Genomic DNA, 11839 nt, shown 5'->3' on the forward strand with positions numbered 1-11839 from the left:
CAGCAACGGATATGTACCCCATCAATCCCCCCCCACCCCCAACTCCTCAATCATAATTTCCCGCATCCGAAACTTCTGAATCTTCCCCGTCACCGTCATCGGAAACTCCTCAACAAACTTGAAATGCTTCGGCGTCTTGAAGTGCGCAATCCGCCCCTTGCACCACGTCTGCAGCTCAAGCTCATTGACGACATGCCCGGGGTGAAACTTGATCCACGCGACGATCGCTTCGCCGTAGCGCTCATCAGGAATCCCGATCACCTGCACATCCGCCACCGCCGGGTGGGTAAAGAAAAACTCCTCCAGCTCCCGCGGGTACACATTCTCGCCACCGCGAATGATCATGTCCTTGTTGCGCCCGGCGATGCACACGTAACCGTGCTCATCCATGGTCGCCAGGTCGCCGGTGTGCATCCAGCCCGCCTCATCAATGGCCCCGTGGGTGGCCTCAGGATTGTTCCAGTACCCGAGCATCACACTGTAGCCACGAGTACACAGCTCACCTATCTGACCCCGGGCCACGGTGTTGCCAGCCTCATCGATAATCTTGCTTTCCAGCTGCGGCTGGGTACGCCCCACGGTGGTCACCCGCCGCTCCAGGTCATCGTCCGGCCCGGTCTGCAAAGACACCGGACTGGTTTCAGTCATACCGTAGGCAATCTGTACCTCACCCATGTGCATCTCGCTGATGACCCGGCGCATCACCTCGATCGGGCAGGTGGCGCCGGCCATGATCCCGGTGCGCAAACGCGACAGGTCGAATTCGCCGCGACGCGGGTGATCGAGCATGGCAATAAACATGGTGGGCACGCCGTAAAGCCCGGTGGCGTGCTCTTCGGCGACGGCAGTCAGGGTCAACAGTGGGTCGAAGCCGTCATTCGGGTAGATCATGGTGGTGCCGTGGGTGATGCAGCCCAGGTTGCCCATCACCATGCCGAAACAGTGATACAGCGGCACCGGAATCACCAGGCGGTCTTGCGCGGTCAGGCCCAGGCTTTCGCCGACCATATAGCCGTTATTGAGGATGTTGTGGTGACTGAGGGTGGCCCCCTTGGGGAAGCCGGTGGTGCCGGAGGTGTACTGGATGTTGACGGGTTGATCAAAGTGCAGGCTGGCCTGGCGGGTGTGCAGTTGCTCGGGCGGGACGCCTGCGCCGAGGGCCGCCAAGTGTGACCAGGGCGTGAACCCCGGGGGCGGGTTGGCATCGAGGCTGATGATGCCGCGCAGGTCGGGTTTCAGTTCCTGCAACATGCCGTGGTAATCGGAGGTCTTGAACGACCCGGCGCACACCAGCCACTGGCAACCGGATTGCTTGAGTACGTACTCCAGCTCACTGCTGCGATACGCCGGGTTGATATTGACCAGGATCACGCCGAGCTTGGCGCTGGCAATTTGGCTGATGCACCACTCCGCGCAGTTGGGCGCCCAGATGCCCAGGCGGTCGCCGGTTTGCATGCCCATGGCCAGGAACGCACGCGCATGCAAATCAACCGTCTCGGCCAACTGCCGCCAGGTGTAGCGCCGCGGTTGATGGCGCACTACCAGCGCTTCGCCGTCGGGGTACTGCGCAACCGTGTTATCGAAGGCTTGGCCAATGGTCATGGCCAGCAAGGTCTTGTCCTGACTGCCACGGCTGTAACTCTGATTCGGCTGATCCATAGCGACCCCTGTTGTCTTTTTTGTAGGTTGACGTAAACGTAAACTACGATTGACAGGCCTGCAACGCAAGTTTACGTTAACGTAAAGGTGATCGCCTTCCCGGGCGCTTCCGCCACACAAAAACAACGCTATAAAGGTGCCTGTCCATGAGTTACCCCTCCCTGAACTTCGCCCTCGGCGAAACCATCGACATGCTGCGTGACCAGGTGCAGTCCTTCGTGGCCAAGGAACTGGCACCCCGAGCGGCGCAGATCGACATCGATAACCTGTTCCCCGCCGACATGTGGCGCAAGTTCGGTGACATGGGCCTTTTGGGCATTACCGTACCGGAAGAATACGGCGGCGCCGGCCTGGGCTACCTGGCCCACGTGGTGGCCATGGAAGAGATCAGCCGGGGCTCGGCGTCGGTGGCGTTGTCCTACGGTGCGCACTCCAACCTCTGCGTCAACCAGATCAACCGCAACGGCACCCACGAACAAAAACTCAAGTACCTGCCCAAGCTGATCAGCGGCGAGCACATCGGCGCCCTGGCCATGAGCGAGCCGAATGCCGGTTCCGACGTGGTCTCCATGAAGCTGCGCGCCGATAAACGCGGCAGTGTGTACGTGCTCAACGGCAGCAAGACCTGGATCACCAACGGCCCCGACGCCAACACCTACGTGATCTACGCCAAGACCGACCTGGAAAAGGGCGCCCACGGCATCACCGCGTTTATCGTCGAGCGCGATTCGAAGGGCTTCAGCCGCAGCAACAAGTTCGACAAGCTCGGCATGCGCGGCTCCAACACCTGCGAGCTGTTTTTTGATGACGTCGAAGTGCCGGAAGAAAATATCCTCGGCGCCCTGAATGGCGGCGTGAAGGTACTGATGAGCGGCCTCGATTACGAACGCGTGGTGCTCTCCGGCGGCCCCACCGGGATCATGCAGGCCTGTATGGACCTGATCGTGCCCTACATCCACGACCGCAAGCAGTTCGGCCAGAGCATCGGCGAGTTCCAGCTGATCCAGGGCAAGGTCGCCGACATGTACACCCAACTCAACGCCAGCCGTGCCTACCTGTATGCGGTGGCCCAGGCCTGCGAGCGCGGCGAAACCACGCGCAAGGACGCTGCCGGGGTGATCCTCTACAGCGCCGAACGCGCCACCCAGATGGCCCTCGACGCAATCCAGATTCTCGGCGGCAATGGCTACATCAATGAATTCCCGGCGGGCCGTCTGCTGCGTGACGCCAAGCTGTATGAAATCGGTGCGGGTACCAGTGAGATCCGGCGCATGCTGATCGGTCGCGAACTGTTTAACGAAACCCGCTGAACGGAGCGCGCCCCATGGCTACCCTGCACACCCAGCTCAACCCGCGCTCGGCGGAATTCGCCGCCAACAGTGCGGCGATGTGCCAACAGGTCGACGCCCTGCACACCCTGCTCGCCCAGGTGCAGCAAGGCGGCGGCGCCAAGGCTCAGGAGCGTCACACATCCAGAGGCAAACTGTTGCCTCGCGAGCGGATCAATCGCCTGCTCGACCCGGGCTCGCCCTTCCTTGAGCTCAGCCAACTGGCGGCCTATCAGGTGTACGGCGAAGACGTGCCGGCGGCCGGGGTGATTGCTGGGATTGGCCGGGTGGAAGGTGTCGAGTGCATGATCGTCGCCAACGATGCCACGGTAAAAGGCGGCTCGTACTACCCGCTGACCGTCAAGAAACACCTGCGCGCCCAGACCATCGCCGAGCAGAACCGCCTGCCGTGCATCTACCTGGTGGACTCCGGCGGCGCCAACCTGCCGCGCCAGGATGAAGTGTTCCCGGACCGCGAGCACTTCGGGCGAATCTTCTTCAACCAGGCCAACATGAGCGCCCAGGGCATCCCGCAGATCGCTGTGGTGATGGGTTCCTGCACCGCCGGTGGCGCGTATGTGCCGGCGATGGCGGACGAAGCAATCATGGTCCGCCAGCAAGCCACCATCTTCCTCGCCGGCCCGCCGCTGGTGAAGGCCGCGACCGGTGAGGTGGTGAGCGCCGAAGACCTGGGCGGTGCCGATGTGCACTGCAAGATTTCCGGGGTGGCCGACCACTACGCCGACAGCGATGAGCACGCCCTGGCGCTGGCCCGGCGCAGTGTGGCGAACCTCAACTGGCGCAAGCTCGGCCAGTTGCAACAGGGCACGCCCACGGCGCCGTTATATGGCAGTGAAGAGCTGTACGGCGTGATCCCGGCCGACGCCAAGCAACCCTTCGATGTGCGCGAAGTGATCGCGCGATTGGTGGACGGTTCGGTGTTCGATGAATTCAAGGCGTTGTTCGGCACCACGCTGGTGTGCGGCTTTGCCCACCTGCACGGCTACCCGATTGCGATCCTGGCCAATAACGGCATTCTCTTCGCCGAAGCCGCGCAGAAAGGCGCGCACTTTATCGAGCTGGCCTGCCAGCGCGGGATTCCGCTGCTGTTCCTGCAAAACATCACAGGCTTTATGGTCGGCCAGAAATACGAAGCCGGCGGCATCGCCAAGCACGGCGCCAAGCTGGTGACCGCCGTGGCCTGTGCCAAAGTGCCGAAATTCACGGTGATCATTGGCGGCAGCTTCGGCGCCGGTAACTACGGCATGTGTGGCCGCGCCTACGACCCGCGCTTCTTGTGGATGTGGCCCAACGCACGCATCGGCGTGATGGGCGCCGAACAGGCCGCCGGCGTGCTGGTGCAGGTCAAGCGTGAGCAGGCGGAGCGCGCGGGCCAGGGTTTCAGCAGCGATGAGGAAGCCGCGATCAAGCAGCCGATCCTCGACCAGTACGAAACCCAGGGCCACCCCTACTACTCCAGCGCACGGCTGTGGGACGACGGCGTCATCGACCCGTTGCAGACCCGCGACGTGCTGGCCCTGGCCTTGTCCGCCGCGCTGAACGCCCCCATCGAGCCGAGCCGCTTCGGCGTGTTCCGCATGTAAATGGAGCTGCACCCCATGAGCGATTTCAATACCCTCGAACTGGTCACCGACCCGCGTGGCTTTGCCACCCTGTGGCTCAGTCGCGAAGCCAAGAACAATGCGTTCAACGCCGAAATGATCCGCGAACTGATCATCGCCCTCGACCAGGTCCAGGGCGATCCGGCCCTGCGTTTTTTGGTACTGCGCGGGCGCGGCAAGCACTTCAGCGCCGGCGCCGACCTGGCCTGGATGCAGCAATCGGCCGAGCTGGATTACCACACCAACCTGGACGATGCCCGGGAACTGGCAGAGCTGATGTACAACCTGGCCAAGCTGAAGATCCCGACGCTGGCCGTGGTTCAGGGCGCCGCTTACGGCGGTGCCCTCGGGTTGATCAGTTGCTGCGACATGGCGATTGGCAGCGATGAGGCACAGTTCTGTCTGTCGGAGGTGCGCATTGGCCTGGCGCCGGCGGTGATCAGCCCGTTCGTGGTGCAAGCGATCGGCGAGCGGGCAGCCCGTCGGTATGCCCTCACGGCAGACCGTTTTGGCGGCCAGCGCGCCCGGGAAATCGGGCTGCTGGCGGAGAGTTATCCGAGCGCCGATCTGGATGCACAGGTTGAACAGTGGATCACCAACCTGCTGCTCAACAGCCCGGCGGCCATGCGTGCCAGCAAGGATTTGTTGCGCGAGGTCGGTCATGGGGCGCTCACACCGGCACTGCGTCGCTACTGCGAAAACTCCATCGCCCGAATCCGCGTCAGCGCCGAAGGCCAGGAAGGCTTACGGGCCTTTTTGCAAAAACGCGCACCCAACTGGCAGTCTCAGGAGCCGCGTTCATGAAGACGCTTACCACTGTATTGGTGGCCAATCGCGGCGAAATTGCCTGCCGGGTGATGCGGACCGCCAAAGCCATGGGCTTGACCACCGTGGCCGTGCACAGCGCCACGGACCGTGACGCACGGCATGCCCGCGAGGCGGATATTCGCGTGGACCTGAGCGGCAGCAAGGCCGCCGACAGCTACCTGCAAATCGACAAGCTGATCGCCGCGGCCCATGCCAGCGGCGCCCAGGCGATTCACCCGGGTTATGGCTTTCTGTCGGAGAACGCCGGGTTCGCCCGTGCTATTGAAGCCGCCGGGTTGATCTTCCTCGGCCCGCCCGCCTCGGCCATTGATGCCATGGGCAGCAAGTCGGCGGCCAAGGCGCTGATGGAAACCGCCGGCGTGCCGCTGGTGCCGGGCTATCACGGTGACGCCCAAGACCTGGAGACCTTTCGCCAGGCGGCCGAGCGCATCGGTTACCCGGTGCTGCTCAAGGCCACCGCAGGCGGTGGCGGCAAGGGCATGAAAGTGGTCGAAGACGTCAGCCAACTGGCCGAAGCCCTGGCCTCGGCCCAACGCGAAGCGCTGTCTTCGTTTGGCAATGCGCAGATGCTGGTGGAGAAGTATTTGCTCAAGCCGCGTCACGTGGAAATCCAGGTGTTCGCCGACCAGCATGGGCATTGCCTGTACCTCAACGAGCGCGATTGCTCGATCCAGCGGCGCCACCAGAAAGTCGTCGAGGAAGCACCGGCGCCGGGCCTGAGTGTCGAGCAGCGCAAAGCCATGGGCGAGGCGGCAGTTCGTGCGGCCCAGGCCATCGGTTATGTGGGTGCGGGCACGGTGGAGTTCTTGCTGGACGCACGGGGCGAGTTTTTCTTCATGGAGATGAACACCCGGCTGCAGGTGGAACACCCGGTGACCGAGGCCATCACCGGCCTGGACCTGGTGGCCTGGCAGATTCGTGTGGCCCAGGGCGAGCCGTTGCCGATGACCCAGGCGCAAGTACCGCTGCGGGGGCATGCGATTGAAGTGCGCTTGTATGCCGAGGACCCGGCCAATGATTTCCTGCCGGCCACCGGGCACCTGGCGTTGTACCGCGAATCCACGCCCGGGCCGGGGCGCCGGGTGGACAGCGGCGTCGAACAAGGCGACAACGTGTCACCGTTCTACGACCCGATGCTGGGCAAGCTGATTGCCTGGGGCGAAGACCGCGAGCAGGCACGCCTGCGGCTGCTGGGCATGCTGGATGAATTTGCCGTGGGTGGACTGAAGACCAACCTGGGCTTTTTGCGGCGCATCATCGGCCATCCGGCGTTTGCGGCTGCCGAGCTGGACACCGGGTTTATCCCGCGTTATCAGGATGAACTGCTGCCCGCGCCCGGCGAGTTAAGCGATGAGTTCTGGCAGGCGGCAGGCCAGGGGTTCATGCAAACCCAACCGAGCAATGATCCCCGTTCGCCCTGGGCAGACACCCGTGGCTTTCGCGCCGGGTTGCCGGCCGAGGTTTCCCTGCATTTGAGCTGCAATGGCCAGGAGCGCCTGGTAACGCTGCAACCCGGCGTCAACCCGCCCCAGTTGCGCGGCGAGCAGTTGCTGATCGACCAGCAAGGCGTGCGCCGCTCTCATCTGGCCGTACGCGAGGGCGACAGCCTGTTTCTGCGCTGGGACGGCGAGGTACACAGCGTCAGCCTGTTTGACCCGATCGCCGCCGTCGACGCCAGCCAGTCCCATCAGGGCGGCCTGACCGCGCCAATGAACGGCAGCATCGTGCGGGTGCTGGTGGAGGTCGGGCAAACGGTTGAAGCCGGGACGCAATTGGTGGTGCTGGAAGCCATGAAGATGGAACACAGCATCCGTGCGCCCCACGCCGGGGCGGTCAAGGCACTGTATTGCCAGGAAGGTGAAATGGTCAGTGAAGGCAGCGCACTGGTGGAGCTGGAAGCCGCGAGCTAAAACTGCGTGACCGCCTGCACCACCACGCCGATGATCCGGCACTCAGCGCTGAAGAGCATTTTCGGGTAAGTCGGGTTGAGCGGTACTAGGTAAAACTGGCCGCTTTCCTGCACCCATTTGCGCAAGGTCGCCTGGGGATTGAACGCCCATTGGGCCACCACCAGTTTGCCAGGCTCGGGCCGGACGGCCGGGTCCACCAGAACCATCATGCCCTCACTGATACTCAAGCCGCTGGGGGCCGTCATGGCATCGCCAATCACCCGTAGCCAGAACGCCTTGCCACGGGCGTGATAGTCACTCATCTGGAAACGGGCAACGCCGTAAGGCCGAGATTCTTCCTGCAACAGATACCCTCCTTTCCCTTCACTCACCGGGTAACGGTAATTCAGGTTGTAGTGCGGCGTCGGCTCCAACTCTTCCTCCACCGGCGCGACCGCCTTCTCGCGAACCACCAGCGCCACCTCGAGGTAGCCCAGGCCCAGTTCCTCCATCACCCGGTTCATGTCGGCGAGGCTCGGCACCCGGCGCTTGTTCAACCAATGGCCGACCCCGCCCTGGGACATGCCCAGCCGCGTGGCCAATTGATCCTGCGTGACCTTGCGGTCTTTCATGCTGGCCTTGACCAACGCTATCCATTTATCCATGGGGCCTGACAATACGTTGTGTACTCCCCACGACAATAAACAGTTTGTAGTAATCAATAAAACGCCATAAATACGATTCGTACTAATATCGGTTGCAGGCTTTCGACACCCACCAGAGCACCGACCTTATGACGACAACCCCGTATCCCCTTCCCGAAACCTGCGATGACGACGAGGTGCTGTTCATGCGCAGCAGTGGCGCCGCCCAGCGCGCACTGGACTATTACTTGAAAGAGGACATCACGCCGACGCCCGCCGACGACACCTTGTTCGAGGCCAAGCCCGGCATCAGCGATGAGGAAGCACTCGTCCACGCCTCCGACCTGCTGCGCAGCGCTGCGGCCACCGCGTACGAATCGGCAAACAGCGCCCACGGCAATAGCCGGGACCTGGCGTTTTCAGTGGTCTATTTGATTGATATGGCGAAGGTGATGGTGGAGCGATCGCTGCGGCTTTCGGCCAGGGACACCGAACACTCGGCCAGGATGTAGCAGACGCGAAGGAAAAATATTTCTATCTGAGGGATAAAAACATTTGACTTGCAAATGATAATGATTATTATTGGACCTAGCTGATCGCGAGATCAGTCGATAGCCCAAGAGACCTTAGGTCGGACTCTTGGAATATCTCCTCATCAGGCTAATCACGGTTTTTGACCCGGCTCTTTGGCCGGGTCTTTTTTTTGCCAGTTTTTTCTGGCGTGGCTTCAGGCTAATGAAGACTGTGTGTTGCTTGATGGCGCGCATGGTAGCAAAAGACTATCGCCAAAAGAAAGTCGATCGGGCGCTCTAGGCCGGTTCTTTCAAAAATAGCACTTGAGACTCAATCTCATAGATTCTAAGCTGCTGCGGCGTCAAGGACGACGCCCCCACCTTCCCCCCCGCAAAAAATTGCACCCAGGCTTTACCCCGCCGCGGTGTAAAATGCCCGCCACAACACTCATATTCAGGCAATCAGACTATGACCGTGGCCTTGACCTCCATCAAGATCAGCACCGACTTCGACAGCGGCAACATCCAGGTGCTTGACGCCAGTGATGCCCACCAGTTGCTGCTGGCCATCAAGCCCGATACACGCAGCCAGCACTTCCAGTGGTTCCACTTCAAGGCCGAAGGCATGCACGTGGGCCACAGCCACACCTTCCGCTTGAGCAACGCTGGCCACTCTTCCTACAAGCACGCCTGGAGTGGCTACAACGCCGTGGCGTCCTACGACCATATCAACTGGTTTCGGGTGCCCACCCGCTTTGATGGCGAGACCCTGCACATCACCCTCGAAACCCGCGAAAAACAGGCCTGGTTCGCCTACTTCGAACCCTACAGCCGCGAACGCCACGACTGGCTGATCGACCAGGCGCTGAACCGCGCCGGCACGCAATTGCTGGCCACCGGCAAAAGTGTCGAAGGCCGTGATATCCCGCTGCTGCGCCGCGGCAAAGGCGAGGCCAACAAGCGCAAGGTCTGGATCATCGCCCAGCAGCATCCCGGCGAGCACATGGCCGAATGGTTTATGGAAGGCATCATCGAACGCCTGCAACAGGACGGTGACGCCGAGCTGAAAAAGCTGCTGGCCGCCGCCGACCTGTACCTGGTGCCGAACATGAACCCCGATGGTGCCTTCCATGGCCATCTGCGCACCAACGCCATGGGCCAGGACCTCAACCGCGCCTGGCAGAACGCTAGCCAGGAGATCAGCCCCGAAGTGCTGTTCGTCCAGCAGCAAATGGAAAAGTATGGCGTTGATTTGTTCCTGGATATCCACGGTGACGAAGAAATCCCCTACGTGTTCACCGCCGGCTGCGAAGGCAACCCCGGCTACACGCCGCGCATCGAGCAGTTGGAGAAACACTTCCGCAGCCACCTGAGCGGCCTCACCCGGGACTTCCAGACCACCCACGGCTACACCCGCGACCTGCCGGGTGAAGCCAACATGACGCTGGCGTGCAACAGCGTCGGCGAGAAGTACGATTGCCTGTCGCTGACCCTGGAAATGCCCTTCAAGGACAACGACGACGCCCCTAACCCGCACACCGGCTGGTCAGGCAAACGCTCGATGCAGTTGGGCAAGGATGTGTTGAGCACTGTGGCGGATATCGTCGGCGTACTGCGCTAACCCTTCGACTGTCCCCGGCGACGGCGGCACCACTGCCGCCGTCGCCGGGCCAGGCATCAGTCCTTGGTGCCGGTCATGCTTTGCAGCACCCCGTCGCGCCGGATCAAACCGTGGAACAGCGCCGCCGCCAGGTGCAACAGCACCGTCAGAAACAGCAAATACGCCAGATACCCGTGAGCCTTGCGCAACACCGCAAACAACGGCGCATTGGCCCCCACCAGCGCCGGCAACTGCACCGAACTGCTGAGCATCACCGGATCGCCGGCCGCCGACACCATCGCCCAGCCCAGCAGCGGCAACACCAGCATCAAGGCATACAGCACCACATGGGACGCCTTGGCCGCCAGCACTTGCCACAGCGGCAAATCCGCGGGAAGCGGCGGCTGACGCGTGGAAAAACGCACGATCAAGCGCACGATCACCAGCGCCAGGATGGCGATGCCCAACGGCTTGTGCAGGTGGATCAGCCATTCATGGCGCTCCGACACCGACGCCACCATGCCCGCACCGATAAACAGCATGGCGATGACCATCAACGCCATCAGCCAGTGCAGCAGGCGCGCCAGCGGGGCGAAAAACCGTGGTTGAGCATTCATGGCTTCGACTCCTGAGGGGCGCTGTGCAGCTGGCTGACTTCGCTGGTGCGACGCAGGTAAGAACTGGCGTACGCCGCCGAACGGGCGGCCAGCAGTGGGTCATTCGAGGCTTCGATACCGCTGGGCAGAATCAGAGGGTCAAAGTTGATGTCGCGGCAGTCACCGTCCATTTGCGGCTGGCTGCTTTGCAGCACCAGCGTCCCGGCATTCAGCACCTTGTGTTCGCCGGTCCAGGCCTTGCTGGCGTCATCCACCGGGTCGCCCGGGTTGGCCAGGGTCACGTTCAACTGCCAGCGCAACGGGCCGGCCAGCAGGCGCTGGGTCAGGTCTTTTTCGAGGAAATCGCTGCCGGCCGGCGCGGTGGCGCCCGCTGCATCCTGGGTTTGTGGCACGACACCCCAGCGCACGGCCTGACGTTGGCCGCTGGCGTTCACCAGGTAAAACGCATTGATGCCGTTATAGGTTTCAGTGGCATAGCTGGCGGATGGCTTGGCGGTCTTGACCCAGGCCAGGAACTGCGCAGTTTCAGGATGTGCCGCGAAAAACGTGGGCATGGCGGTAGGGTTCGGCTTGCCGGTGGCCGGGTCCGGTGTACCGGCCTTGAGCATCGCGAAAAAAGCCTCGGGCGTGCCCACCGGGAACACCGGCATGCTGTTCATCCCGGTGCGCCATTGCTGGCCGTTGGCCAAGCTGAACTGCAGGGCAAAACTGCGGATCGGCACACTGCTGTCCGGCGCATACGGGTTGCCGCTGGGCAGCGCAAAACGCCCGATCACCGGGGTGCGCGCTTCGCTGAAGACCTGGGCACTGGAGTACTGGCGCGCCTCGGGGCTGCTCTCGAAATAACCGGCCACGCACACGCCCTTGGCATGGTTGCGACGGTAGCCCGGGTGCAGGCCATTGTTGGCTTCCAGGGCGTTGACGAAGGTCTTAGGCCGCAACCGCTGTGGGTCAAGGGTACCGTTGACGTAGGCAAAAGCCCCGGCCACAACCGCAACCACCACGCCGATGCTGGCCAACCGGATTATCAGGCTTGCGGTGCTCAGCGGCGGACGGGGCGGTGATGAGTGATCTACCATGAAATAACTCCAGGGCCAGAGGCCTTGAGTGGGTGAAACATAAGGTCGGAACACTTGGGAC

General features: G+C 62.3%; 10 protein-coding genes. 6 read left to right on the top strand and 4 right to left on the bottom strand.

Features of this window, described 5'->3' with window-relative positions; translation table 11 throughout:
* Positions 1-21: 21 nt before the first annotated feature.
* Positions 22-1659, bottom strand: a complete 1638-nt coding sequence (locus HX855_RS24435; RefSeq protein ID WP_177089147.1) for an AMP-binding protein — start codon at positions 1657-1659, stop codon at positions 22-24.
* Positions 1660-1805: 146 nt separating this feature from the next.
* Between HX855_RS24435 and HX855_RS24440 the strand changes: the two genes are divergently transcribed.
* Genes HX855_RS24440 through HX855_RS24455 form a run of 4 tightly spaced genes read left to right on the top strand, consistent with a single transcriptional unit; the run spans position 1806 to position 7347 of the window.
* A complete protein-coding gene (locus HX855_RS24440) occupies positions 1806-2969 on the top strand; it encodes an isovaleryl-CoA dehydrogenase (protein WP_003212472.1) in 1164 nt (387 codons plus the stop codon).
* A gap of 14 nt (positions 2970-2983) precedes the next feature.
* Positions 2984-4591 (top strand): carboxyl transferase domain-containing protein, encoded by a 1608-nt coding sequence (locus tag HX855_RS24445; protein WP_177089146.1) that lies wholly within the window; start codon positions 2984-2986, stop codon positions 4589-4591.
* A gap of 15 nt (positions 4592-4606) precedes the next feature.
* Positions 4607-5413, top strand: coding sequence for a gamma-carboxygeranoyl-CoA hydratase (locus HX855_RS24450; protein WP_177089145.1), 807 nt, complete (start codon positions 4607-4609; stop codon positions 5411-5413).
* Positions 5410-7347, top strand: a complete 1938-nt coding sequence (locus HX855_RS24455) for an acetyl/propionyl/methylcrotonyl-CoA carboxylase subunit alpha (protein ID WP_177089144.1) — start codon at positions 5410-5412, stop codon at positions 7345-7347. Before HX855_RS24450 ends, HX855_RS24455 begins: the two co-directional genes overlap by 4 nt.
* On the opposite strand, the gene HX855_RS24460 is transcribed toward HX855_RS24455, so the two are convergent.
* Entirely contained in the window at positions 7344-7991 is a 648-nt protein-coding gene (locus tag HX855_RS24460; protein ID WP_177089143.1) for a LexA family transcriptional regulator, read from the bottom strand. The two genes, HX855_RS24455 and HX855_RS24460, sit on opposite strands and share 4 nt — an antisense overlap.
* 128 nt (positions 7992-8119) lie before the next feature.
* Here HX855_RS24460 and HX855_RS24465 point away from each other — a divergent pair, with 128 nt between their 5' ends.
* Both HX855_RS24465 and HX855_RS24470 read left to right on the top strand, forming a co-directional pair.
* The gene (locus tag HX855_RS24465) at positions 8120-8482 is read left to right on the top strand and encodes a DUF6124 family protein (protein ID WP_177089142.1); all 363 of its coding nucleotides are present in this window, start codon (positions 8120-8122) and stop codon (positions 8480-8482) included.
* A 469-nt stretch (positions 8483-8951) separates the two neighbouring features.
* Positions 8952-10103 (top strand): carboxypeptidase family protein, encoded by a 1152-nt coding sequence (locus HX855_RS24470; RefSeq protein WP_177089141.1) that lies wholly within the window; start codon positions 8952-8954, stop codon positions 10101-10103.
* A 56-nt stretch (positions 10104-10159) separates the two neighbouring features.
* Here the strand turns inward: HX855_RS24470 and HX855_RS24475 are convergent, their stop codons facing one another.
* Entirely contained in the window at positions 10160-10699 is a 540-nt protein-coding gene (locus HX855_RS24475) for a cytochrome b (protein ID WP_177089140.1), read from the bottom strand.
* On the bottom strand, positions 10696-11778 hold the full coding sequence (locus HX855_RS24480) for a catalase family peroxidase (protein ID WP_177089139.1): 1083 nt from the start codon (positions 11776-11778) through the stop codon (positions 10696-10698). The genes HX855_RS24475 and HX855_RS24480 overlap by 4 nt, the downstream gene beginning before the upstream one ends.
* Positions 11779-11839: the final 61 nt, after the last annotated feature.

The organism is Pseudomonas sp. IPO3778, from assembly GCF_013386825.1.
GTDB lineage: Bacteria > Pseudomonadota > Gammaproteobacteria > Pseudomonadales > Pseudomonadaceae > Aquipseudomonas.

What these genes read in the sequence shown, in the direction of transcription:
- HX855_RS24480 (WP_177089139.1), bottom strand. Translation starts at nt 11,778, where the DNA reads ATGGTAGATCACTCATCACCGCCCCGTCCGCCGCTGAGCACCGCAAGC.
- HX855_RS24475 (WP_177089140.1), bottom strand. Translation starts at nt 10,699, where the DNA reads ATGAATGCTCAACCACGGTTTTTCGCCCCGCTGGCGCGCCTGCTGCAC.
- HX855_RS24465 (WP_177089142.1), top strand. Translation starts at nt 8,120, where the DNA reads ATGACGACAACCCCGTATCCCCTTCCCGAAACCTGCGATGACGACGAG.
- HX855_RS24470 (WP_177089141.1), top strand. Translation starts at nt 8,952, where the DNA reads ATGACCGTGGCCTTGACCTCCATCAAGATCAGCACCGACTTCGACAGC.
- HX855_RS24455 (WP_177089144.1), top strand. Translation starts at nt 5,410, where the DNA reads ATGAAGACGCTTACCACTGTATTGGTGGCCAATCGCGGCGAAATTGCC.
- HX855_RS24460 (WP_177089143.1), bottom strand. Translation starts at nt 7,991, where the DNA reads ATGGATAAATGGATAGCGTTGGTCAAGGCCAGCATGAAAGACCGCAAG.
- HX855_RS24450 (WP_177089145.1), top strand. Translation starts at nt 4,607, where the DNA reads ATGAGCGATTTCAATACCCTCGAACTGGTCACCGACCCGCGTGGCTTT.
- HX855_RS24435 (WP_177089147.1), bottom strand. Translation starts at nt 1,659, where the DNA reads ATGGATCAGCCGAATCAGAGTTACAGCCGTGGCAGTCAGGACAAGACC.
- HX855_RS24445 (WP_177089146.1), top strand. Translation starts at nt 2,984, where the DNA reads ATGGCTACCCTGCACACCCAGCTCAACCCGCGCTCGGCGGAATTCGCC.
- HX855_RS24440 (WP_003212472.1), top strand. Translation starts at nt 1,806, where the DNA reads ATGAGTTACCCCTCCCTGAACTTCGCCCTCGGCGAAACCATCGACATG.